20 protein-coding genes are annotated in these 23404 nt (G+C 64.3%); 13 read left to right on the plus strand and 7 right to left on the minus strand.

What is annotated here, in order from left to right; translation table 11 throughout:
* Position 1: 1 nt before the first annotated feature.
* From RUH75_RS08275 to RUH75_RS08295, 5 genes are all read left to right on the plus strand, one after another.
* Positions 2–1045: a LacI family DNA-binding transcriptional regulator gene (locus RUH75_RS08275; protein WP_313804276.1), complete on the plus strand. Its 1044-nt coding sequence runs from the start codon at positions 2–4 to the stop codon at positions 1043–1045.
* A 73-nt stretch (positions 1046–1118) separates the two neighbouring features.
* Entirely contained in the window at positions 1119–2642 is a 1524-nt protein-coding gene (locus RUH75_RS08280; RefSeq protein ID WP_313804279.1) for an altronate dehydratase family protein, read from the plus strand.
* A 109-nt stretch (positions 2643–2751) separates the two neighbouring features.
* Positions 2752–4296, plus strand: coding sequence for an acetolactate synthase large subunit (locus tag RUH75_RS08285; protein WP_313804282.1), 1545 nt, complete (start codon positions 2752–2754; stop codon positions 4294–4296).
* A gap of 96 nt (positions 4297–4392) precedes the next feature.
* Positions 4393–4782 (plus strand): nuclear transport factor 2 family protein, encoded by a 390-nt coding sequence (locus RUH75_RS08290; RefSeq protein ID WP_313804368.1) that lies wholly within the window; start codon positions 4393–4395, stop codon positions 4780–4782.
* A gap of 84 nt (positions 4783–4866) precedes the next feature.
* On the plus strand, positions 4867–6900 hold the full coding sequence (locus tag RUH75_RS08295) for a M3 family metallopeptidase (protein ID WP_313804371.1): 2034 nt from the start codon (positions 4867–4869) through the stop codon (positions 6898–6900).
* Positions 6901–6975: 75 nt separating this feature from the next.
* On the opposite strand, the gene RUH75_RS08300 is transcribed toward RUH75_RS08295, so the two are convergent.
* Positions 6976–7707: an SDR family oxidoreductase gene (locus RUH75_RS08300; protein WP_313804285.1), complete on the minus strand. Its 732-nt coding sequence runs from the start codon at positions 7705–7707 to the stop codon at positions 6976–6978.
* Between the two features lie 208 nt (positions 7708–7915).
* On the opposite strand from RUH75_RS08300, the gene RUH75_RS08305 reads away from it, so the two are divergent.
* Both RUH75_RS08305 and RUH75_RS08310 read left to right on the plus strand, forming a co-directional pair.
* Positions 7916–8632 (plus strand): histidine phosphatase family protein, encoded by a 717-nt coding sequence (locus tag RUH75_RS08305; RefSeq protein WP_313804288.1) that lies wholly within the window; start codon positions 7916–7918, stop codon positions 8630–8632.
* 47 nt (positions 8633–8679) lie between these two features.
* Entirely contained in the window at positions 8680–9696 is a 1017-nt protein-coding gene (locus RUH75_RS08310; RefSeq protein ID WP_313804291.1) for an NAD(P)H-hydrate dehydratase, read from the plus strand.
* On the opposite strand, the gene RUH75_RS08315 is transcribed toward RUH75_RS08310, so the two are convergent.
* Positions 9678–10631, minus strand: coding sequence for a cation diffusion facilitator family transporter (locus RUH75_RS08315; protein ID WP_409592338.1), 954 nt, complete (start codon positions 10629–10631; stop codon positions 9678–9680). The genes RUH75_RS08310 and RUH75_RS08315 overlap by 19 nt on opposite strands.
* Before the next feature lie 73 nt (positions 10632–10704).
* On the opposite strand from RUH75_RS08315, the gene RUH75_RS08320 reads away from it, so the two are divergent.
* Entirely contained in the window at positions 10705–11556 is an 852-nt protein-coding gene (locus tag RUH75_RS08320; protein WP_313804297.1) for an SDR family oxidoreductase, read from the plus strand.
* Between the two features lie 28 nt (positions 11557–11584).
* Here RUH75_RS08320 and RUH75_RS08325 read toward each other — a convergent pair whose 3' ends face one another.
* From RUH75_RS08325 to RUH75_RS08335, 3 genes are all read right to left on the minus strand, one after another.
* On the minus strand, positions 11585–13759 hold the full coding sequence (locus tag RUH75_RS08325; protein WP_313804300.1) for a putative bifunctional diguanylate cyclase/phosphodiesterase: 2175 nt from the start codon (positions 13757–13759) through the stop codon (positions 11585–11587).
* 102 nt (positions 13760–13861) lie between these two features.
* A complete protein-coding gene (locus tag RUH75_RS08330; protein ID WP_313804303.1) occupies positions 13862–16024 on the minus strand; it encodes a TonB-dependent receptor in 2163 nt (720 codons plus the stop codon).
* Positions 16025–16139: 115 nt separating this feature from the next.
* Entirely contained in the window at positions 16140–17432 is a 1293-nt protein-coding gene (locus RUH75_RS08335; RefSeq protein WP_313804306.1) for a cytochrome P450, read from the minus strand.
* Positions 17433–17580: 148 nt separating this feature from the next.
* Between RUH75_RS08335 and RUH75_RS08340 the strand changes: the two genes are divergently transcribed.
* From RUH75_RS08340 to RUH75_RS08360, 5 genes are all read left to right on the plus strand, one after another.
* Positions 17581–18129, plus strand: coding sequence for a hypothetical protein (locus RUH75_RS08340; protein WP_313804309.1), 549 nt, complete (start codon positions 17581–17583; stop codon positions 18127–18129).
* Between the two features lie 119 nt (positions 18130–18248).
* Positions 18249–19040, plus strand: coding sequence for an acyl-homoserine-lactone synthase (locus tag RUH75_RS08345; protein WP_313804312.1), 792 nt, complete (start codon positions 18249–18251; stop codon positions 19038–19040).
* Entirely contained in the window at positions 19040–19336 is a 297-nt protein-coding gene (locus RUH75_RS08350) for an acyl carrier protein (RefSeq protein ID WP_313804315.1), read from the plus strand. The genes RUH75_RS08345 and RUH75_RS08350 overlap by 1 nt, the downstream gene beginning before the upstream one ends.
* Complete coding sequence (locus RUH75_RS08355) at positions 19333–20199, plus strand: cyclopropane-fatty-acyl-phospholipid synthase family protein (RefSeq protein ID WP_313804318.1); 867 nt, start codon at positions 19333–19335, stop codon at positions 20197–20199. Before RUH75_RS08350 ends, RUH75_RS08355 begins: the two co-directional genes overlap by 4 nt.
* Positions 20200–20226: 27 nt before the next feature.
* Positions 20227–21987: a fatty acyl-AMP ligase gene (locus tag RUH75_RS08360; RefSeq protein ID WP_313804321.1), complete on the plus strand. Its 1761-nt coding sequence runs from the start codon at positions 20227–20229 to the stop codon at positions 21985–21987.
* A gap of 62 nt (positions 21988–22049) precedes the next feature.
* Here the strand turns inward: RUH75_RS08360 and RUH75_RS08365 are convergent, their stop codons facing one another.
* Together RUH75_RS08365 and RUH75_RS08370 are read right to left on the minus strand one after the other, a co-directional pair.
* Positions 22050–22562 (minus strand): hemerythrin domain-containing protein, encoded by a 513-nt coding sequence (locus tag RUH75_RS08365; protein ID WP_313804324.1) that lies wholly within the window; start codon positions 22560–22562, stop codon positions 22050–22052.
* Positions 22563–22678: 116 nt separating this feature from the next.
* Positions 22679–23356: a spermidine synthase gene (locus RUH75_RS08370; RefSeq protein WP_313804327.1), complete on the minus strand. Its 678-nt coding sequence runs from the start codon at positions 23354–23356 to the stop codon at positions 22679–22681.
* Positions 23357–23404: the final 48 nt, after the last annotated feature.

Here is a 23404-nt window from a genome sequence, read left to right on the forward strand (position 1 = left end):
CATGGGGTTCAAGGATAGCGAGCAGCGGGGACGCGCCGCGACCATTCACGACGTGGCGGCGGTGGCGGGCGTATCGGCCCGCACCGTGTCGCGGGTCATCAACCAGTCGCCCAAGGTCGGCGCAGAGACTCGACGCGCGATAGAGGCTGTGATCGACCAATTGGGTTTCAGCCCCAACAGCCGGGCGCGGGGCCTGTCGGCGGGGCGCTCCTATCTGATCGGCGTGGTGCAGGACGATCCCAACGCCCATGTCATCGGCATAATCCAGCGCGGCATCGTAGAGGCAGCGCGGGAACCGGGTTATGAACTGATCGTGCATCCGGCGGATATGGGGGACGGCGACCTGCTGGCGAACATCCGCGATTTCGTGGCGAAGTCGCGGGTCGACGGGCTGATCCTGCTCCCGCCCATTTCGGAGCGAGCCGATGTGGCTTCCACGCTGGGAGAGATGGGCCTGCCTTGCGTCGGCATGGCGGCGGTGCCGGTCGCGGGCTATGGCTGGTCGCTGGTCAGCGACGAACGCGGCGCGGCGGCAAAGATGGGCGTGCATCTGGCCGAACTGGGGCATCGGCGGATCGCGATCGTGACCGGCCCCCGTGATTTTCAGTCCTCGCGGGAACGGGAGGCCGGGTTTCGCGAGGCTCTGGCTGCGCGGGGGATCGGGCTGCCGGACGACCATGTGGCAGAGGGGGATTATGGCTTCGCGTCCGGCATGGCCGCGGCGGAGCGGTTGCTGGAACTGGAAGAGCCGCCGACCGCCATATTCGCCTGCAACGACATCATGGCGGCAGGCGTGATGAAGGCAGCGCAGATGCGCGGAGTGTCGGTGCCGGGGATGCTGTCGGTGGCGGGGTTCGACGACAGCGATGTCGCGGTGATGCTGACGCCTGATCTGACGACCATCCGGCGGCCACTGTTGGACAATGCGCGACGGGCCACGGTTGAACTGATACGGCAGATCGAGGGAAATGGAGTGGCGGGCGGCCGGGAGGCCGGTCCGCTGACGTTGGTTGTGCGGGGGTCGACCGGAATAGCGGCGGGTTAGATGCCCAGCATTTGCGTCGAACGCCAGACGAATTGCCTTGTGCCATCGGTGGCACAAATGCTATTCCGCCGCCATGGAGAGTTCTGACCCCATCCAGGCCCAGGCCGTCGACACTATGCCTGCCGCCATAAGGATCGATCCGAAGGATCAGATCGCCATCGCTCTGCGCGCACTGGAAGCCGGCGAAGCGATCGCGGTGGCGGGGCGATCCCTGTGCATGGCGCAAGCGGTTGAACGCGGGCACAAGATTGCCCTGACCGACATTGCAAAGGGGGATCAGGTCCGGCGCTATGGCTGGCCGATCGGCACGGCGACCCAGGCCATTGCGGCAGGCATGCATGTGCATGGCCACAATCTCCGCACCAATCTGAAGGCGGAGGAGCCCTACAGCTATTCCGGCGGGCAGGCCGCCTGCGAGCCGCGGGAAAGCCGGTGGACGTTCGAGGGCTATCGGCGCGCGGATGGATCGGTGGGAACGCGAAACCAGATCTGGGTGATCCCCACCGTCGGCTGCGTCGCGCGAACGGCGGATCGGATCGCGGCGAAGGCGGCGCGGCGGCATGGCGGCCAGATCGACGACGTGCTGGCCTTTCCGCATCCGCTGGGCTGTTCCCAGCTTGGCGACGATCTGGACAGGACCGCGCGGATACTGGCTTCGCTGGCCTGTAACCCCAATGCGGGCGGAGTGCTGCTGATTGGGCTGGGCTGCGAGGAAAATCAGCTCGACGCGCTGCTGGAGCGCCTTCCGCCCGAGCGGCGCGAACGGATAGCCAGCGTCGGGGCGCAGATGAGCGACGATGAATATGAAGCGGCGGCGAAGGCGATCGAGGCGCTGGTGGAAATCGCCGCGCAGGACCGGCGGGAGACGGTCGGCATCGGCGCATTGCGGCTGGGCCTGAAATGCGGAGGTTCGGACGGCTTCAGCGGACTGACCGCCAATCCCTTGATCGGGCGGGCGGCGGATGTCGTGACGAAGGCCGGGGGACAGGCGATCCTGACTGAAATCCCGGAAATGTTCGGCGCGGAGCGCATATTGATGGCGCGGTCCGCCGACGAGTTGGTGTTCGATGCGCTGGTGGCGATGATCAATCGGTTCAAACGCTATTTCATCGATCACGGCGAACCGATTTCGGAAAATCCCAGCCCCGGCAATATCGCGGGGGGCATCACCACGCTGGAGGAGAAGTCGCTGGGCGCGGTGCAGAAGGGCGGCCATGCAACCGTCACCGACGTGCTGGCCTATGGCGATCGGTTGCGGCGTCCGGGGCTGACGCTGCTGGAAGCGCCGGGCAATGATGCGGTGTCGACTACGGCTCTGGCAGCGGCGGGGGCGACGCTGACGCTGTTTTCGACCGGGCGGGGCACGCCGCTGGGCAGCCCTGTGCCGACGATGAAGCTCGCGACCAATCATGATCTGGCGCGGCGCAAGCCGGGTTGGATCGACTTCGATGCAGGGCTGGTGCTGGATGAGGGGTTGGATGCGGCCACCGATGCGTTGATGGAGCGGATTTGCGCCATCGCTTCGGGGCATCCCGCCCGCAATGAGGTCAATGGCGAGCGGGATATCGCGATCTGGAAGCGCGGGGTGACGCTGTAGCCCCGGTCTTGAGCGCCTGATCACGCCGGGCTACAAGTTCCGGATATTCGCGCCGACGCGCAGCCATGGCGTGGTTGCTCAAGGCCGCGAACGGGCGGGATATTGAGCCATGAACGGAGCTGAAACCCTCGTTTCCACGCTGGTCGGACAGGGCGTGGACATCTGCTTCGCCAATCCTGGCACGTCTGAAATGCATTTTCTGGCGGCGCTGGATAATCCGAAGATGCGATCGGTGCTGTGCCTGTTCGAAGGCGTGGCGACGGGCGCGGCGGACGGCTGGTATCGGATGAAGGACAGTCCGGCCTCCACCCTGCTCCATCTGGGTCCGGGCCTGGCCAATGGGCTGGCGAATATCCACAATGCCCGGCGCGCATCGTCCGGCATGGTCAATATCGTCGGCGAGCATTCGGGATCGCACCTCAGATATGATCCGCCGCTGATGTCGGATATCGAGGGGCTGGCCCGGCCGCTCAGTCATTGGGTGCGGCGGGTGGATGCGGCCGGTTCCATCGCCTGGGATGCGGCGGCGGCGGTCGCCAGCGCGTCGGGGCATCCCGGCAGGATCGCGACGCTCATCCTGCCGGGCGATGCCTCCTGGCAGGATGCCGGGGAGCCGTTGACGCTGCCGCGACGCAAGGTGGCGCGCAAGGCGGCTTCGCAGGCGCGGGTCGACCATGTGGCGCAAGTGCTGCGCCGTGGCGAGCCGACGCTCATCATCCTGGCCAACAAGGCGGCGCGCGGGCGGGCACTGGAGCTTGCCGGAACGGTCGCGGCGGCGACCGGCGCGCGGCTCGGCTCGCAATTCTTCACCGCGCGGATGGAACGGGGCGCTGGCCGGGTGCCGATCGAGCGCATCCCCTATGCCGTGGCGCTGGCCACGAAATTCCTGGAGGAGTTCAGGCATATCATCACGGTGGAAACCGGCGAACCGGTGGCATTCTTCAGCTATCCCGACAAGCCGAGCCTGATGAAGAAGGAGGGCACGCTGGTCCATCCGCTGGTCGAAACGGATGAGGACAGCGCGCTGACGCTGGAGATGCTGATCGATGCGCTGGGCGCAAGGGGCACCCTGCCGCCGATCCAGCAGCGGGTGGAAACGCCGGTCCCGACCGGGGCGCTCAATCCGACGAGCATCGCCCACGCGCTGGCGGCGGCCATGCCGGAACAGGGCATATTGGTCGATGAATCGCTGACCACGGGCCGCGAATCCATGGGGCTGACCATGGGCGCCCTGCCCCATGACCTCATCAACAATATGGGCGGGTCGATCGGTTACGCCACGCCGGTCGCCACGGGCGCGGCGATGGCCTGCCCGGACCGGCGGGTCTTCTGCATGGTGGGCGATGGCAGCGCGATGTACACGATCCAGTCGCTCTGGACGCAGGCGCGTGAAGGGCTGAACATCACCACGATCATCTTCGCGAACAACAGCTATGCGATCCTGAAGGCCGAATATGCCAATATGGGCGCGGGAACCCCAAGCGAACGGGCGTTGTCGATGATCGACATCGATCGCCCCCGGATCGACTGGCGGGCGATGGCGAAAAGCATGGGCGTACCCTCCCTCTCGGTCGGGACGGCGGAGGACTTCACACGCGCCATGATCGCTTCGGTCAAGGAACCGGGGCCGCAACTGATCGAGGTCAGGCTTTGAAACCGAAGGGCCTATCCATCGGGCGGAGCGGACGATATGCAACGGTCCGCCGGCCCAAAGAAAGAGCCGGATCAGAATGCTCCCGAAAGCCCCTTCATGCCGACATCCCCCGATCTCGCCATTCGCTTGCGCCGCGCCGATTTCAACCGTGCCCTGGCAGAGGCGGACCTGAATGCCATTGGTCCCCTTCTCGCGCCCGGCGCCATTCTCGTCACCGGGTCCGACAGCGCCATCATTTCCGGCCGCAAGGCACAGATTCAGGCGTGGAAGCGCGAATTCGCGGCGCCGGAGCGGACTATCTACACCCGCATGCCCGACGCCATCATCGTCTCGACGGTCGAACCCATCGCCATGGAGCATGGGCATTGGCATGGCATGACCGTCGCCTCGGGCGAACAGCTGGCGTCAGGCACCTATAGCGCCAAATGGCGCCTGATCGGCACGGATTGGTCGATCGAAGCGGAAATCTACCTGACCCTTGCCTGACGCGGCGCTTGAACAGCCGACCGTCAGCGCCCAACTAGACAGGATGCCCTCGCCCATCGAGGCCCGGAAAAGCTGCGAGTGACCATGACCACTGCCAATCCCCTTCTTGCCGACAATGATTTGCCTGATTTCGCGGCCATTCGGGCCACTGACGTCGTCCCGGCCACGGAGGAGGCGATCGCATCCCACCGCGCCGCCATCGAGCGGATCACCGCCAGTGGAAAGGATGATTTCGACGCGGTGATCCTGGCCGCGGAACGCGCCGATTTCCTGCTCTCGCGCGTCTGGTCGCCGGTGGGGCATCTCGCATCGGTGGCCGACACGCCCGAATTGCGGGAGGCGCATGCCACGGCGCAGGCGCTGATGACCGCCTATCTCATGGAAGCCGGGCAGAACCGCGCCCATCATGATGCCGTCGCCGCAGTTGCCGCCCGCGCCGATTTCGACACCCTGCCCCCCGCCTCCAGACGCGCCGTCGATCTGGCGCTGCGCGGTTTCCGCCTGGCCGGCGTCGCGCTGGAGGGTGAGGCGCGGCAACGCTTCCTCGACATCGGCGTGCGCCTGAGCGACCTGGGCACCAAATTCGGCAATGCCGTGCTCGACGCGACGGAGGCCTGGAGCGAGCATGTCACCGATGAAGCCGCGCTGGCCGGCATTCCGGAAAGCGACAGGTCGATCCTGGCCGCCTACGCGCAGGAAAAAGGCCTGACCGGCTGGCTGATCACGCTGCGCCAGCCGAGCGTGCTGGCGGTCCTGCTCCACGCAAAAGACCGCGACCTGCGCGAACGCGTCTACCGCGCCCATAACACCCGTGCTTCCGATCAGGCGGCCGACAGGAGCCACGACAATAGCGGGCGGATCGACGAGATCATGGCGCTGCGGCACGAAGCGTCGCAGATACTGGGCTTTGCCGATTCCGCGGCTCATTCGCTGGAAACGAAGATGGCTGCCGATGCCGATGAAGCGCTGGCCTTCCTTGCCGACCTCGCCGGACGCGCGCGCCCGGTGGGGGAGCGCGAACTGGCCGAGGCGCGCGCCTTCGCCGCCGGACATCTGGGGCTGGACGATGTGCGGCCATGGGACCTTTCCTATGTCGCGGAAGCGATGCGCCGCACGCTCCATGGCGTCGATCAGGAAGCGTTGAAGGCCTATTTCCCGCTGCCGCGCGTCCTTGCAGGCACACAGGCGCTGATCGAGCGGCTGTTCGGCATTCGCCTCGTCGCGCGGGAGGGGGTTTCGACCTGGCATCCCGACATATTGTTTTACGACGTGCTGGACGCGGACGGCGCCGTCGTGGCGGGCGTCTATCTCGACCTGTTCGCCCGCGCGGGCAAGCGGGGCGGGGCATGGATGGATGTCTGCCGTTCACGCTTCCGCGACGCCGATCGCTTCCACTTGCCCATCGCCTATCTGACCACCAATTTCGCGCCGCCGGCGGGCGGGCGCGCCTCTCTGGTGACGCATGGCGACGTGGTGACGCTGTTTCATGAATTCGGCCATGTGCTGCACCACCTGCTGACCGAAGTGGACCTGCCGTCGATCGGCGGCATCAGCGGCGTGGAATGGGATGCGGTGGAATTGCCCAGCCAGTTCATGGAAAATTTCGCCTGGGACCGGGATACGCTGATCGGCCTGTCCGGTCATGTCGACAGCGACAAGCCCCTGCCCGACGCCATGTTCGACCGGCTGCTGGCCGCGCGCCAGTTCCAGGCCGGTCTTGCCACCCTGCGTCAGATCGAATTCGCAACCTTCGACCTGCTGCTGCATCGCGACTATGATCCGGCCAAAGGCGCGCGGGTCAATGCCATGCTGGATCAGGTCCGCGCGGCGGTGGCCGTCGTCCATCCCCCGGCCTGGAACCGCTTTGCCCATGCCTTCAGCCATATTTTCGCGGGCGGCTATGCGGCGGGCTATTATTCCTATCTCTGGGCCGAACTGCTGTCCGCCGACGCTTTCGAGATTTTCGCTCATGGCGCCATTCCGGGCGGCGGCGCGACCGCCTTCCGCCGGGAAATCCTGGCAGCGGGTGCCAGCCGCCCCGCTGCCGAGAGTTTCCAGGCCTTTGCCGGCCGCGCGCCGCAGGTCGACGCCTTGCTGAGGATGCGGGGCCTGGAGTGATTTCGAGCCAGATTTCAGCGAAGCCAATCTGGCGGCTCGGAAATCACGGACAGCAAAGAGTAGCCTGAGAGCGGATCAGAAATGGGCGGTATAACCGCCGTCAACCGACAGGACCTGTCCAGTGACATAGGATGCGGCGTCCGACGCAAGGAAGAGAACGGGGCCGACAATCTCCTCCGGACGGCCCCAGCGGCCCAATGACGTGCGCCGTGCCAGATGCTCGGCAATGGCGGGATCGGCGACCATGCCCTGGTTGGCGGCCGTGGCGAAGTAACCGGGCGCGACCGCGTTCACGGTGATGCCGCGACCACCCAGTTCCGCCGCCAGGGCGCGGGTCAATGCGTCGAGTCCCCCTTTTGCCATGGTATAGGCGGCATCGCCCGACCGGGCGATCTGGCCAGCGATCGACGTGATGTTGATGATCCGGCCCCCCGCCTTCATGCCGGGCGCTATCGTCCGGGCGAGGTCGAAGGGCGCGATGAGATTGACCTCCAGCATCCGCCGCACTGCCGCCCTGTCGAGATCATCGATCGGCCTGCGGTCGCGATGGCCCGCATTATTGACCAATATGTCGATCCCGCCACGATCGCGCAGCGCCCCGGCGACCGCCTGCTCATCCTCCAGATCGAAAAGCAGCGGTTCCGACGTCCCGCCAGCGGCCGCGATCTCCGCCGACAGGGCCGCCAGCGATCCGACGCTGCGGGCGTGAAGCAGGACGTGGGCGCCGCCGGCGGACAGGCCCCGCGCGATTTCGCGTCCCAGGCCCCCTCCGGCTCCGGTCACGAGGGCAGTCTTTCCCAGCAGCATGGTCCTTCTCCACCATCCGATCAGGCACGATATGCCCGCCGCCACAAAGGCGGGCATATAGCTTCGCCAAGCCGCGCGGGGAAGGCCACCGGCCAGCGTCGCGCTCGCCACACCCAGTTGATGCCCGGCGGCGGAAACCGCTGAAGCGGCCCGGCCGGATCAAAGCCCCGCTACGACCGTTATATCCCCTCGATCAGGAAGGGATATCATGCCGTCGATCCATTGGCCGGGACAACTCATCATCGTGCGCCACGGGCAAAGCGCCGGGAATATCGCGCGGGACGTGGCGACTTTGGCGGATGTCGACAGGATCGCTCTTTCCGAACGGGACGCCGATGTGCCGCTCAGCGATCTCGGCCGTCGGCAGGCCAGCGCGCTGGGACATTGGTTCGCCAGCGGGAAGGAGGACGGGCGGCCTGAGATATTGCTGTCCTCTCCCTATCGACGCGCCTGCCAGACGGCCGAGCTTTTCCGCGCGGCCGGCGGCTGCCAGCCCGACGAGCCGATCTGCTTCGACGAGAGGCTGCGGGAAAAGGAATTCGGCATATTGGATGGTCTGACCGTCACCGGCATCAGCCATGTGGAACCCAAACAGGCCGAATTCCGGCGCATATTGGGCAAATTCTACCACCGCCCGCCGGGCGGCGAGAGTTGGTGCGACGTCATCCTGCGGCTGCGTTCGGTGATGGATACGATTGCGCTCCACTATGCTGGAAGGCGGGTCATGATCTTCACGCATCAGGTCGTGGTGCTGTGCCTGCGCTATATCATAGAGGGCATGAACGAGGCCGACATACTTGCCATCGACCGCGCCGGCGATGTCGCCAATTGCGCGATCTCCGATTATCTTTTCGATCCGGCGGCGGGACGCGACGGCGCGCTCGTGCTGGCACGCTACAATGTCACAGCGCCGATGGAAGAGTAATCCACGCCGGTGACCAAGGCTCCTGACGCCATAGCCGGAGCGCGCGGATGAGCGACATCATCCTGGAGCGATTTCCAAGCGATCGGCATCGATCGCTGGTCAGGAAATCGCGGAAAGCAAAAAAATCAGAGCGGCGATCCGATGCAATCAGATCGGAAACCGCTCTGGATGCCGCATGGCTTCGCGCCCATCCCCTTCCGCCCGTCGATGATGCGTCGGACAAGGATCGGCGCGGCCGCGTGCTGGTCGCGGGCGGCGCGGAGTTCGTGCCGGGCGCGCTGCGCCTCACCGGCGAGGCGGCCTTGCGGGCCGGCGCGGGCCGGCTACAGATGGCGACGGTGCGGTCGGCCGCCATGTCGCTGGGCGTACTGGTGCCCGAAGCCGCGATGATCGCCCTGCCCGCGCAGGAAGACGGCGAAATCGCCGCCAGCGCCGCCGCCCTGCTGATCGAGCGTGCGCGGCGCTGCGACATGTTGATCATGGGGCCGGGCATGAGCGTCAGCGCAGGGACGGACGAACTGGTGGCGACTGTGCTCGACGCTCTGGAAGCGCCGCTGACCGTCCTGCTGGATGCCGCCGCATTGACCTCCGCCCGTGCGTTGCAGCCGATCATCGCGCGGCATGAAGGCCGGGTGATCCTCACTCCGCATCATGGCGAAATGGCGATACTGGCCGATATGCCGCCGGAGGCCGTCGCGGCCGACCCACAGGGCGTTGCCCGCGCCATGGCGACTGAGTTCCAGGCCGTGGTTCTGCTGAAAGGCAGACGAAGCATCATCTGCGATCCGGCGGGGCAATGCCTGCTTTACGAAGGAAGCTGCGCCGGGCTGGCCACGGGCGGGTCGGGCGATGTGTTGGCCGGGGTCGTCGGCGGGCTGGCCGCGCGCGGCGCCGCGCCACGCGATGCGGCGGCATGGGCCACGTGGGTCCACGGCCAGGCGGGCCAGCGGCTTCAGGACGAGGTCGGCGGCGTCGGCTTTCTGGCGCGCGATTTATTGCCGCTCATCCCCCGGATATTGAACGGGATTTCACCCACCGGTCAGGATCAGGACCATCGCGGCTGAACCAGTGCGTCCTCGCGCTTTTCCGGACGAATATAGATGGACGTGAGTTCGGGGATCGCCCGTTTCATCGCGATTTCCATTTCTTCGATCAGGCTTTCGGCCCGGCCCATGAGCAATTCGTCGGCAAAATCGGCGCTGATCGCCACGAACACCGCATCGGGCGCGGTGTGGATGGTGCGGATATGATTGACGGCGGTGATTTCCGGCCGCTGATCGAGCAGCCTCCAGACGGTTTCGATGATCGCCCTGTCGGCGCTCTCGCCGATCAGCAGTCCCTTGGCCTCCCGCGCCAGCAGCACCGCCACCGCGCCGAGCACCAGCCCGATGGCGATGGAGGCGATGCCGTCCAGTCGCGCATCGCCGAAATGATGACTGGCCCACACCCCGATCGCCGCCACGATCAGCCCCACCAGGGCCGCGCTATCCTCGAACAGCACGATGAAACCCGCCGGGTCCTTTGAACGGCGGATCGATTTCCACCAGCTGCTGGAGCCTCGCTCGCGGCCGAATGCGCGCACGGCGATCGTCCACGACATGCCCTCCAGCAGGAAGGCGACGCCAAGAACGATATAGTTCACGGCAGGATCGCGCAGCGGTTGCGGTTGTTCGACATGGAGCCAGCCTTCATAAACCGACACCCCCGCTCCCACGGCGAAGATCAGGATCGCGACGACGAAGGCCCAAAAATACAGCTCCCGCCCATAGCCGAAGGGGTGCGCCGCATCGGCGGGCCGTTTCGCCTTTGCCTGACCGTAGAGCAGCAACAGCTGATTGCCGCTGTCGACCAGCGAATGCACTCCCTCCGTCAACATGGAGGATGAACCGGTAAGCGCCGAGGCGGCGAATTTGGCGACCGCGATCCCGACATTGGCCAGCAACGCGCCATAGAGGACGATATTTTCCCGGAAATGCGCCGCGCGGCCGGTTTGCGTCATTCGGATCATCTCCTTTCGCCATGGAGTGAACTCCCCGGCGGGAGATGAGTTCTTCGGGAAAAGGAGTTTCATCATGACCGACGCCCAGCAGATGATTCACGAAGATGCGCTTCCCGGCCATGAAAGCCAGCTGGAGCCAAAGCCTGAATGGGAACCGCGCTATCCGGGGTCGGGCCGGCTTGCGGGCAAGGTCGCGATCGTCACCGGCGCGGACAGCGGCATCGGCCGGGCGGTGGCGGCCCTTTATGCGCGGGAGGGGGCGGACGTCGCCATTCTCTACCTCTGCGAAGATGACGATGCGAACGAGACCGCCCGGATCGTCCGGGCCGAAGGACAAAGGGCGCTCACCATTGCGGGTGATCTGGGCGACAGGGTCTTTTGCGGTCACGCCGTGGCCCGGATCGTCAAGGAACTGGGGCGGATCGACATTCTCGTCAACAATGCGGGGGAACAGCATCCCGACAGCGACATCACCGACATCAGCGAGGAACAGCTGCGCCGCACCTTTCAGACCAATATCTTCAGCATGTTCTTCCTGACGCAGGCGGCGCGGCCCCATCTCGGGCGGGGCGCGGCGATCATCAACTGCACGTCCGTCACCATGTATCAGGGGTCGAAGGACCTGCTGGACTATTCCAGTACCAAGGGCGCGATCACGGCCTTCACCCGATCGCTATCCGAAAATCTCGTGGGAGAGGGGATCAGGGTGAACGCCGTCGCGCCGGGTCCGATCTGGACGCCGCTCAACCCCTGCGGCGGCGCGAGCACGGAGAAGCTGGAGCATTTCGGCGAAAATACGCCCATGGGCAGGCCGGGCCAGCCCAATGAGGTCGCCCCGTCCTTCCTGTTCCTGGCGTGCGACGATGCCAGCTATATGTCGGGACAGGTGCTGCATCCCAATGGCGGGACGATCGTTAATGGGTAGTGGCTTCAGCGGATAACAACGCCGCGCCTCACGCGATCAGCGAATCGGAACGGTCATCGCCTCGTCCCCCGCGCGCAGGCCAGGACGCCGCGCGCCGCCCCAGGGTTATGATGGCATTGTTCTCGTTCCACGAATGGATCAGCGCGGGAATATTCTCCGAAGGCACCGGCCTGCTGAAATAGAAGCCCTGCGCGTAATCGCAGCCCAGTTGCTTCAGCCTGACGGACTGTTCTTCCTCCTCGACCCCCTCGGCCACGACCTTCATGTTCAGCGCGCGGCCCAGGGTGATCAACGCGGACACGATGGCGCTGTCGCTTTCGCGCGCGGTTACGCCGCTAACGAAGGAACGATCGATCTTGAGCGTGCTGACCGGCAAGGACCGCAAATGGGACAGGGATGCAAAACCAGTCCCGAAATCGTCCAGCGCCAGGGGGATATTGCACATGTGCAGTTCGTCGATCGACCGGCGAATGGTATCGGATGCGGCCCCCAGGAAGACCCCTTCCGTGATCTCGATCTCGATCGAATCCGGCGCGATCGAAAATCTGTCCATCGTCTCGATCAGGCGCCCGGCGAAACGTTCGCGCCGCAATTCGGCCGAGGACACGTTGATCGCCACATGGCCCACCTTCAGGCCCCGCGCGCGCCAGGCCGCCATGTCGGCGAAGACCTGACCGGTCATGGTCTGGCCGATCATGTCGGCGACGTCATGATCGTCGAACGCGGCATATATTTCGGCGGGCGACCGGATCGTGCCGCACCCGTCGCGCCATCGCAGCAGGGCCTCGAAGCCGACGAGTTCCCCGGTCTGAAGGCAGACCTTGGGCTGATAATAGCTGATGATCGTACCATCCCGCACGGCGGTCCGGGCCCTGTTGATCATGGCCACCCGCTCCTGCATGTCCTCCAGCAGCGATTGCTCGAACATCTGCATGCGCCCGCGCCCCAGCGACTTGGCGCGATAAAGCGCCAGGTCCGCGTGCCGGAGCAATTCCGTCGCGACGCGCCCATCGTCCGGAAAAGTGGCGACGCCGATGCTGACCCGGCATTCGAGCGACCGGCCCGCGGCAAAGAAGGTTTCGCGGATGGTAAGGACGCGGTTGGCAAGGTCGGCAAGCTGCTGCCGGCTTTCGACATCCTTGATCAATATGGCGAATTCGTCCCCGCCCAGACGAGCCACCACGGCGCGTCCGTCAAATATCTCCTTCAGGCGAGAGGCAAAACTCTTCAGCAACTCGTCGCCGGCATGATGGCCCATCAGGTCGTTGACGTCCTTGAAATTGTCCACGTCCAGCAGGAACACGCCCACCTTCTTGAACCCGGTCAACGCATCGGCCAGCGCCTTGTCCAGACAGGCGTTGAACATGGCCCGGTTGGGCAATTCCGTCAGCGAATCATGCTCGGCATTCCAGCGTATCTGCTCCTCGATCAGCACGCTTTCATGGATATCCTCGGTATAGCCATACCAGCGGATGATCTGGCCATGATCATCGCGCCGTGGATAGGCCTGCGCCCGCATCCACCGATATTGGTCGTTGACCAGCAACCGCACGCGCACGTCAAAGGATTCGCCGGTGGCATGGGAATGGGCGATACGCTTGGTCACCGGTCCCACATCATCCGGATGGGTGGCGGCAAGCCAACCGGCTCCCTCTGCCTCGTCCCGCTCCAGCCCGGAATTTTCCAGCCAGCGATCGGTGAAGTCGATGATCCGGCCTTCCGCATCGGCGATCCAGGGCAGCTGCGGATTATATTCCACGATCAGGCGCAGATTTTCCACGCTGCGTTTGAGCAGTTCGATTTCGACATGCTCCGTCGTGACGTCGACCGCCACCACGTCGACGGTCGGTCGGCCCATGGCATCGCGCCGCGTTCGCGTGATGGCGCGGACGGTCTTCATTTCGCCGCCACTGTCTTCCAGCGTCAACACCGCCTCGGTCTCGTCCATGCGAAGGGCGGCGCGAATGAGCTGGAAAATGGGCCTGCGAAGGGGTGCCCGGACACCCCGCAGCCAGCAAAACAAGGATTGCGAAGCCTTCAGCCCGAAACGACGCGCGGCATTGGCATCGGGGTGGAACAGCCCCTCCCCGTCGACCGCGCACCGCGAAACCCCCGCCGACGCCAGAACCTGCTGGTCGCCATCCATCCGGTCCCGCCTGCCTTCCAATTCATCAGGTGACCGCGATGAAATCAGGTCCGCCATTCCACTCCTGCTGTCCCCGCGCCGGGCGCGACACAAAAGATTCACCATTTGCTGGCTAAGATTTGATTAATGCCCCGCCCCCCGGCAGGCCATCCAGCCTGCTTAAAATGTCGACGACAGGCTGACTCCATAGGTGCGGGGCGGTCCATAAGCGGCGGTTCTGAACACGCCCAATCCCGACCGGTCATCGGCATAGGTCTTGTAGATTTCGTCGGTCAGGTTCTGGACCCAGGCGGCGATGTCCCATCGGCCGTGCCGCAGGCCGAGGCGAAGATTGACCAGCGTGCGCGGACCGGATTTGAAGGCGTCGTTATTGGTCGGCTCGAAATAGATGGTCGAGCGGTGATCCACGTCCGCCCGGGCGAAGATCGTCCCGAAGGTCACCGGAACCTCATAGTTGACGGCGCCATAGCCTGAGAAATGGGGCGCCAGCACCAGATCGTTGCCCGCGCAATCCGTGCTGCCGCCGCCGACCGAGGCGGGCACGCCGCAATTGTCGAACGTCTTGTAATGGGCATCGAGAATGGCCGCATTCCCCTCCAGCCGCAGCCGGGAGGACAGTTGCAGCGACATTTCGCCCTCCACGCCCTCGATCTGCGCGCGACCGGCATTGGTCAGCGCCAGCCCGCTGCCCAGCACCTGCGACACCTGCAAACGGTCATAATCTGTATGGAAGGCAGCGATATTCAGCCGCAGCCGCTTGTCCAGCGTCAACGTCTTGAAGCCGATCTCATAGCTGGTCGCCTTTTCCGGGCTGGCGGTCAGGCCGCCGAGCGAGGATGCAATATCAACATTATAGGCCGCACTTTTGAAGCCACGTGAGAATCGTGCATAGACATTGGCGCCCGGCACGATCTCATAGGACAGGCTTGCGCTTGGCGACAGGTCATCATCCGTGGACTGCCCATCGAAGGTCAGGTTCGGGAAGCCCAGAAAGGGGAAGATGCCGGTCACGTCATTCTGCACGAAATGGGCGTGCTTCTTCTCCCGCGTGTAGCGCATGCCCCCCGACAGCGACAGGCGATCCGTCAATTGATAATCGAGTCGCCCGAACAGGGCCCCGCTTTCCGTCGTGACGCTGCCCCTGGTGGTCAGCACGGGCTCTCCCGGCACGCCAAGATCCGCGCCCAGCCCCAATCCCCGGTCGGTGCGCACCTTCTGGTCGAAATACCAGGCGCCCAGCAGATAGCGGAGCCTGCCGGTCCCGCCGGCCAGACGCAGTTCCTGGCTGAAGAAATGCGAATGGTCGCTGAAATCATCGGCGGAAACGAAGTCGACCTGTTCCTGATCGTCATCCAGCGACGCCTTGTAGGACGAATCCCGATAGGCGGTGATGGAGGTGAGCGACACGGCGTCCGATGTCCATTCGCTCGTCAGCGAAACCCCCTGGCTGTCGCGATGAAGACGATCGGGCCGGTTGTTGTTGATATGCAGCGGCTCCCGCGAGGGAAAATCGGCCGGATAGCCCGCCAGCGCGTCCGCCTGAAAAAAGGCCGGGATGCCGCGATCACGCAAGCCGTCCCAACGCGCAATGAAGGACAATTGGTCGGTCGGTGCGAACTTGGCCGACAGGCGCCATGTCAAAAGGTCGGTCGATCCCGCATCCTTGCCGCCGGACAGATGCTTGTAGAAACCGTCCTGCCGGGCATAGGCGATCGCCCCGCGCACCGAAAACTGATCGTTGAGGCGCGTGCCCAGCACTGCTTCGCCCCGGCGATAGTCGTAATTGCCCACATCCAGCCGGACAGAAGCGCCCGGATCGGCATCGGGCTGCTTCGTCTGGACGTTGATCACGCCGGCAATGGTGTTCTTGCCATATTCGGTCCCCTGCGGGCCGCGCGCGATTTCCACCCGGTCGATGTCCAGCAGATGCTGCACGAAATTTTCCGGCCGCCCTACATAGACGCCATCCACATAGATGCCGATGCCAGTTTCCAGCCCGATATTGCGAACCAGCGTGGAAATTCCGCGAATCGAGATCTGCCCCTGCAACTGCCCCGCAATGCCCCCACTGATGCCGACATTGGGCGCCAGACGGGTCAGGTCGGTGATGGTCTGCAAGCCGGCCGCCGTGATCGTGTCGGCGGAAATGCTGGTCACCGACAGGGGTGCCTTGAGCAGCGATTCCGGAACTTTCCGCGCCGTGACCGTGATGTCGGCTTCGTCCCGAACCTGCCCTAGCGCAGCCCCGGACGGCGCAAACCCAATCACCGCCGACGCCAGAAGCGCCCACTTCCAGCGTCTGTCATACCCCATGCTCATCATGAAACCGCACCCGTTATCTTTTGTCCAACCCGTCTCCTCTTAGGCGAACTTGGTAAACCGCTGGTTAAACGCACGGAGCTTCCCTCTCCGGATCGGAGGAGCTTGAGGAAGCTGGTCAAAAACGTGTCAGTTCAACCTCTATCTCACGCAATCCATTGACGAAATTAGCATGAACGCGGCGGACATCGCCCACCACATTCACCTGCAACCGCCGCTTCATCAACTCTTCGAGCAGGATGCGCAGCTGCAATTCCGCCAGCCGGGCGCCTACGCAGCGATGGATGCCATGGCCGAAGGACAGATGGCGCCGCGCATTGGCGCGCGACAGGTCGAGCCGGGCGGCATCGGGGAAGACGGCTTCGTCCCGATTGGCGGAAATATACCAGAGCGCCAGCTTGTCGCCCGCCGCGATCCTCTGCCCCGCCAACTCGCAATCGACCGTCGCCGTGCGCCGCATATGGGCGATCGGCGTGTGCCAGCGGATGATCTCCTGGACGGCATTGGGCAGCAACGTCTCGTCCGCGATCAGCTTCGCCCGCTCCTCGGGAAAGCGGTCCAGCCCCAATATCGCGGCCGACATGCTGGTGCGGGTGGTGTCGTTGCCGCCGACGATCAACAGGGCGAGATTGCCGATGAACTCCATCGGTCCCATTTCCGACATGCTGTCGCTGCGGATCATCATGCCCAGCAGGTCGGTCCCTTCCGGATTGGCGCGCCGCTGTTCCCAGAGCAGGTGGAAATAGGTCGCCATTTCCGTCAGCACCTCGCGCCGGACCTGGAACAGCTCCGGAATCCGCGCGGCCTCCATATGCCCTGCCCAGTCGGACCAGAAGGTCAGCAAATGCCGGTCTTCCCATGGAAAGCCCAGGATCGTCGCCAACATGCTGGTCGCAAGTTCGATCGACACCTTCTCCACCCAGTCGAAGCGGCTGTTCAGGGGCAGGCTGTCCAGCACCGCTCCGGTGTGCGCGCGCAGCTTGACCGCCAGTTCCGCGATATGGCCGGGCGTGAAGGCCGGCGCCACGGTCTTGCGCTGGGCGCCATGTTCGGGCTCGTCCATGGCGATGAACATGGGCAGCTGAAACTCCTCCCCCGGCGCGGGATCGGCAATGGTGATGCCGCCATATTTCCAGGAGGAGGAGAAAAGGTCGGGCCGCCCCTCTACCTCGGCGACCAGCGCATGTGTGCAGACGTTCCAATAATCGCCATAGGCCGTGCCCTCCACCCGGTTGAGCGGCGCGGTTTCCCGCATCTGGCGGAACAGCGGTTCCCATGTGGCCCCGGAATAGAGTTCGGGACGGCTCGTGTCGCCGGGCATGCCCTGCGCGCCCTCATCATGGCCGCGCGATGCCAGCCATTCGTCGACCGCCCGGTCGGCGGAAGGTTCGGTTCGGTAGGTCGGCAGCATGCAGTCCTCATCATCGATTTCCGGCCGGGATTCGTCCCCCGGCGCCCAGGGCCGACCTTTTGCCTTTCCCGCGCGATGTCAAGCGCTTGCTTAACCCCCTTTTAACATCTGCGCGGCATGACGGCAGCAACCTGTCGCGTGAGGAACCATGAGCGAATATATCCCAAGCACCCGGCTTCGCGCCGGAAGCCTGACCACCGCGGCCGATTTCATCGCGCGCGTCGACACCACCCTCACCATCGACCAGCTTGTCACGCGTTTCAGCCAGGCCCTTGGGCTCCAGGCCGCCAGCCATGGCTGTTACGAGATCCGCGGCGAAAACCGGCATTTCCTGTTCGGCGAAACCGGCTGGTGCGGGCCGATCGCCCGGCAGGAAGACCTGCCGCAGCTCTGCTTTTCCATCATGGGATGGGATGAAAGGCAATATGAGGTCGAAATCCGGCTGCTCAGCATGCTGGACAGCCCCGAAGAGCGCGCGAATCTGCACGCCATGGCCACGCTTTATCTGTGCCGGGGCATCGCCCTGCTCGATGCGCAGGACGATATCACCGCCTCCGGTCTGACCAGGACCGAGCTTTTCTGCCTCGATCAGCGGCAGGCGGGCTGCTGCGACCTCGATATTGCGGAGGCGCTGGACCGATCCGTTCAGGCGGTGAAGGTTCATATTCAGCGCGCCCAGCACAAACAGCACGGCTAAGCCCCCCTAGCCGACAGGATTTTTTGCCGGGCCGATGGCGCTCGCCCTGCAACTTTCCGATGACCTCAGCTGGATAATATGTTAGTGGCCGAGCCGTTGCATGCGGGGGACGAACGGATTTGATTCATCTGATTTCGAAGAACAATTGCGCACTTTACCCGGACGAGATCAGAGATTTGCACCAAGCGCGCGCGGAGGTGTTCGTCAACCAGCTCGGCTGGGATCTCAGGGTCAGGGACGGGTTGGAACATGACGAATATGATGATGAGCGCGCAAGCAACATCATCGGCTTTTCGACCGAAAACCGGGTCGTCATGGGGCTGCGTTTCCGCCCCACGGACGACTGTTCCATGCTGCTCGACCATTTCTCGCACGTTCTGCCCGCCGGCATCCGCCCGATCGACGACGGCCGCACCTGGGAACTGAGCCGAGGCTTCTGCATTGAGCGGGGCATGCGCCGACACAATCTGCGCCGGAAGGCCGCATGCATGATCGCGCCGCTGGAACTGGCCCATGAGGCTGGCATCGACCGCTGCGTCGGCTTCACCGATGTCCGCATGCTCAGCTTTTGTTATGGCGTCGGCTGGAAACTGACGCTGCTCGGCTCCGCGATGGACTATGGCCAGGGGGAAGCGGTCGCCTATGAGGTGGATGTGTCGAAGGCGGCGCTGACGGAGATGCGGCAGATGTGGGGCCTGCCCAAGCCGTCGCACATCACCATCGCGGACCTGCTGCCGGGGGAGAAAAGCGTGCATTGCGCCGCAGCCCGGCTGGCGCTCGAAAATCCGGAACTGCAAAAGATCGCCGCCCAGCCGGAGATCGGTTCCGTCACGCATCCGCCCGCCACCACGGGGGCGGATGTTTATTATGGCAGATTCGGGACAACCCGACAGGCTGCAGGGGGGCAATGATGAATTCCGACATTATTCGACAGGCATCGGCACAGGAGATCGAAGCCTGGATCGTGGCGCGTATCGGGGAAATGGTGAACGTGGCGCCAGCCGCCATCTCCTCCGACGCGCCGTTCGACAGTTTCGGCATCGATTCCGCCAAGGCGATTTCCCTGATGGTCGAGTTGGAAAACTGGTTGAACCTGCCGGACGAACTGCCGCTGGAACTGCTGTTCGAAGCTGAAGCGATCCGCGACGCCGCCACCGGCATCGCCGCAGCGGTCAGGCAACAGGCACAGGACGCCGCAGCGCAATGATGCAGGACGAACAGATCGAATATGGCGGCTCGGCTGCCGCCATCCGCCACCATTATGACGTCGGCAACGACTTCTACTCGGCCTGGCTGGACCCGACCATGACCTATTCCAGCGCCATGTGGGACGGCCTGCCCAAGGACGCCCCGCTGGAAGAGGCGCAGCAGCGCAAGCTGGCCTACCATGCGGAGTCGGTCGGCGCGGCCAGCGGCATGCGGATATTGGATATCGGCTGCGGTTGGGGCGGCATGATGCGCAGCCTGCGGCGCAACCATGGCGTGGCCGAATGCGTCGGGCTGACGCTCAGCGAAGAACAACTCGCCTATATCCGGCAGTTGAACGATCCGGGCATCGGCGCGGTCCTCTCCAACTGGCATGATTATCGCCCCGACCGGCCGTTCGACGCGATCATCTCCGTCGGCGCGTTCGAGCATTTCGCCCATCCGCAGCAGCATGTGGACGAACGTCGCGAAGTGTACCGCCAGTTCTTCCAGGCCTGCCGCGACTGGACGGCGGGCAAGGGGCGTTTGTCGCTCCAGACCATCGCTTATGGCAGGATGACGCCGCAGGATGCCAATCCGTTCATCTCCAACGAAATTTTCCCGGCGGCGGAACTGCCGACGCTGGAGGATATCGTGGTCGCATCGAAGGGGCTGTTCCGTATCGAAAGGCTGCGCGACGACGGGCTGGACTATGCGCGCACCTGCGAAATGTGGAGCAACAAGCTGCGCGGCGCGGTGAGGAACGGGGTGGTCGATCCGGAAATCCATCCGGTCGAGAAATATTCCCGCTATCTGCGCATGTCGGCGGCAGGATTCCGCATGCGGAAAATCGGTTTGTTGAGAATAGCCTTCGCCGCCGAATAAGAAAAAACGTCATCGGGTTCGCAAAAGATGAAGATAGACTTTAGTCGATCGATAATCGACATTGTCCTGGACCATGAAAACAGCGTTCCGGATCGGCCCGCTCTGGTTCTGGACATGGGGGAAGGCCCGCAGGGCAGCCTGAGCTATGCCGAACTGGCGGCGAAGGTGCGGCAACTGGCCGGCGCGCTTGCCGCGCGCGGGCTGGCCCATCGGCGGATCGCGCTGCTCTTTTCGGCGGGCACCGATTTCGCGCTCGCGCTGCTGGCGTGTCTTGCGGCAGGCAGCGTCGTCATTCCGGTCGCACCGGTCGGGCGGCGGCGGGCACGGCTTCAGAATATTCTGGGCATGCTCGGCGATGTCCGCCCAGATTGCATCCTGCTGGACGAAAGCATGGCGGGGCAGTTCGGGCTGGAACTGGCCGCCGCGCTTTCCGGGTCCACCCGCTATCTGGAATTCGCCACCCTCTTGCAGGAGGCGCATCCCTTCACGCCGCAAAGGCTGGAGCCGGATCAACTGGCGGTGCTCCAGTTCACCTCCGGCACGACGTCGAATCCCAAGGGGGTGATGATCACCCATGGCAACATCATCGCCAATGAAGCGATGATCCGGGCCGCGTTCGGCCATGGCCGGGATTCCCACTTCGTGGGCTGGGTGCCGCATTATCACGACCAGGGGCTGTTCGGGAACATATTGCAGCCGCTGTTCCTCGGTTCGACATGCGTGATCACCTCGCCCGCAGCATTCATCAACAGGCCCATGTCATGGCTCCAGCTGATCTCCCGCTACCGCGCGCATACCAGCGGTGGTCCCAATTTCGGCTATGACCTGTGCGTCGACTATGCCACGCGCCGGGGCATGCCGGAGCTGGACCTGTCGAGCTGGCGAGTGGCCTTCAACGGCGCCGAGCGGGTAAGGCCGAGCACGCTGGACCGCTTTGCCAAATGCTTTGCCGATGCGGGCTTCGACAGGCGGGCCTTCCTGCCCTGCTATGGGCTGGCGGAATCGACCCTCGTGACGATTGCCGTGCCGCCCCAAAGCGAACCGATCGTCAGGACCTATGACAGCCGCGCCCTCGCCTCCGGGCGGGCGGAGGAAAGCGCCGAAGGGCTGGACCTCGCCTGCTGCGGTCCGGCCATGGCCGGCGCCGAGGCCCGGATCGTCGATCCCGAAACGGGCGAGCCGCTGCCCGATGGCGCGGTGGGCGAAATCTGGCTGCGCGGCCCGCATATCGCGGTCGGCTATATCGACAATGACGTCGCGACCGAGGCGACCTTTGGCGGGCGGCTGGATGAAGGCGGGTCATTTTTGCGGACAGGCGACCTCGCCTTTTCCACGCCTGAGGGCTTTTACATCGTCAGCCGCCTCAAGGACACGATCATCGTGCGCGGCCGCAATTATGCGCCCAGCGATATCGAGCATATCTGGTCGGAGATTTCCGCAACGGTCGGTCAGGCCAGCGCCGCCGCCGTGGAGATCGAGATCGGCGATACGCAGCACATCGTCCTGATCGCGGAAGTGAAACGGGACGAAGCCCGATCCCTGTCCGATGAGACGCTACAGGGCATAGCGGGCAAATTGCGTACCCTGGCCATGGAACGGCTGGAACTCGGCATCACCGATCTGGTGATGGTGCCTGCAAGCGCCATCCCCCGGACCACCAGCGGCAAGGTGCAGCGGAAACAGGCCGGCAGGATGCTGATCGACGGAGAACTGACCGTGCTCGGCATGGCAGGCCCGTTGGCGCAAGCCCTTCCGGGCTACGATCAAAGGGCCTCCGCCACAGGCTGAGCGCAAGGGCCGCATTCACCCTGACGACCCGTGCGGGAGGCGGTTGCGCCTCCCGACCGACTTCAGGCTGCAATCAGATTGACGGCATTGGGCTTGGCTGGCGGCAAACCGCTCGCCTTCGCCTGGGCCAGCAGCTCTTCTTTCCGCGCGAGCAGCCGATCGCGCAGCTCGACAAGGTCGACATCGGTCTTGCGGCATTGGGCGAACATGCCGTCGGACGGCCTCTCCTCCTCCCGCACATGATGCCTGATTTCCTCCGACAACACCGTGACCTTCGCGTCATAGAAATTATCGTCGGGCGATCCCGCCTCGATGTCGTTGACCAGCACCTTGGCGCCGTCATGCTCGACATAGGCTTCGTCGAGCGTGTCGTCCTCGATCTTGCCGCGGAATGCGGGATAGAAGATTTCCTCCTCGATCATGGTGTGGATCTTGAGTTCGGTGCAGATTTCATGCGCCAGACTCTGCTTGCGGCTGGCGGACGTTGTTTTCTCGAACTGCTCGAAAAGATCCTCGACCTTGCGGTGATCGGCTTTGAGCAGCGCGATCGCATCGCTGAACCGGTTCGTGGCCATCATGCTCTCCTCAGCTTCCAACTGGCGGAAAAGCGCTGGAACCGCGCGCCAGTTCCCCGCGAACGATTCGCAACGCGATGAACGGTGAGGAAAGTTGATGTGGATCAGGATAGACGTCAGGGCACCCGCTTCGTGGCGAACCAGATGACGTGCCGCGGCCCCTTGCCATTGCTCCGGGCGCGCACGACGACCTCGTCGACAGTCAGGCCGGCGCGGGAAAGACGGCGGGCAAAGGCAGGATCGGGGCCCGCAGACCATATCGCCAAAACGCCGCCGGGCCTGAGCGCGGTGATGGCCGCCGCGATGCCCTGCCCCGAATAGAGGCGATCATTCGCCTGACGCACCAGCCCATCGGGCCCATTGTCCACGTCAAGAAGGATCGCGTCATAGGTTGCCCGCCCGGCGGCGATCACATCCGCGACATCGGCCTGCGCAAGGCGCACGCGTGGATCATCCAGACAACCGGCCGCCAGCGCGGCCATCGGTCCGCGCGCCCATTCGATGATCTCGGGCACCAGCTCCGCCACGGTGATCTGCCCCGTGCCGTCGAGCGCGGCCAGCGCCGCGCGCAGGGTAAAGCCCATGCCATAGCCACCGATCAGCAGATGCGGACGTGCCCGGCCGCGCAACCGTTCGCAGGTGAGATTGGCCAGCGCCTCTTCCGATCCGCTCATCCGGCTGCTCATCAACTCGTTGCGGTCGAGCACGATCATGAAGTCCCCGCCGCGACGGTAGAGGGTCAGCTCCTCCCCGCCGGGCACCCTGGCCGAACCAATGAATTCACGAGCTTGCATGCAACCTTCTCTTATCGAACATCCGTCCGCCGTCGGCAGGGGGTTTAC

Source organism: Sphingobium sp., assembly GCF_032153725.1.
Classification (GTDB): Bacteria; Pseudomonadota; Alphaproteobacteria; order Sphingomonadales; family Sphingomonadaceae; genus Sphingobium.

Coding starts and splice junctions, on each gene's coding strand:
- RUH75_RS08350 (WP_313804315.1), top strand. CDS start 19,040: ATGAATTCCGACATTATTCGACAGGCATCGGCACAGGAGATCGAAGCC.
- RUH75_RS08330 (WP_313804303.1), bottom strand. CDS start 16,024: ATGATGAGCATGGGGTATGACAGACGCTGGAAGTGGGCGCTTCTGGCG.
- RUH75_RS08290 (WP_313804368.1), top strand. CDS start 4,393: ATGCCGACATCCCCCGATCTCGCCATTCGCTTGCGCCGCGCCGATTTC.
- RUH75_RS08275 (WP_313804276.1), top strand. CDS start 2: ATGGGGTTCAAGGATAGCGAGCAGCGGGGACGCGCCGCGACCATTCAC.
- RUH75_RS08355 (WP_313804318.1), top strand. CDS start 19,333: ATGATGCAGGACGAACAGATCGAATATGGCGGCTCGGCTGCCGCCATC.
- RUH75_RS08360 (WP_313804321.1), top strand. CDS start 20,227: ATGAAGATAGACTTTAGTCGATCGATAATCGACATTGTCCTGGACCAT.
- RUH75_RS08370 (WP_313804327.1), bottom strand. CDS start 23,356: ATGCAAGCTCGTGAATTCATTGGTTCGGCCAGGGTGCCCGGCGGGGAG.
- RUH75_RS08315 (WP_409592338.1), bottom strand. CDS start 10,631: ATGACGCAAACCGGCCGCGCGGCGCATTTCCGGGAAAATATCGTCCTC.
- RUH75_RS08335 (WP_313804306.1), bottom strand. CDS start 17,432: ATGCTGCCGACCTACCGAACCGAACCTTCCGCCGACCGGGCGGTCGAC.
- RUH75_RS08325 (WP_313804300.1), bottom strand. CDS start 13,759: ATGGCGGACCTGATTTCATCGCGGTCACCTGATGAATTGGAAGGCAGG.
- RUH75_RS08305 (WP_313804288.1), top strand. CDS start 7,916: ATGCCGTCGATCCATTGGCCGGGACAACTCATCATCGTGCGCCACGGG.
- RUH75_RS08310 (WP_313804291.1), top strand. CDS start 8,680: ATGAGCGACATCATCCTGGAGCGATTTCCAAGCGATCGGCATCGATCG.
- RUH75_RS08300 (WP_313804285.1), bottom strand. CDS start 7,707: ATGCTGCTGGGAAAGACTGCCCTCGTGACCGGAGCCGGAGGGGGCCTG.
- RUH75_RS08280 (WP_313804279.1), top strand. CDS start 1,119: ATGGAGAGTTCTGACCCCATCCAGGCCCAGGCCGTCGACACTATGCCT.
- RUH75_RS08320 (WP_313804297.1), top strand. CDS start 10,705: ATGACCGACGCCCAGCAGATGATTCACGAAGATGCGCTTCCCGGCCAT.
- RUH75_RS08365 (WP_313804324.1), bottom strand. CDS start 22,562: ATGGCCACGAACCGGTTCAGCGATGCGATCGCGCTGCTCAAAGCCGAT.
- RUH75_RS08340 (WP_313804309.1), top strand. CDS start 17,581: ATGAGCGAATATATCCCAAGCACCCGGCTTCGCGCCGGAAGCCTGACC.
- RUH75_RS08285 (WP_313804282.1), top strand. CDS start 2,752: ATGAACGGAGCTGAAACCCTCGTTTCCACGCTGGTCGGACAGGGCGTG.
- RUH75_RS08295 (WP_313804371.1), top strand. CDS start 4,867: ATGACCACTGCCAATCCCCTTCTTGCCGACAATGATTTGCCTGATTTC.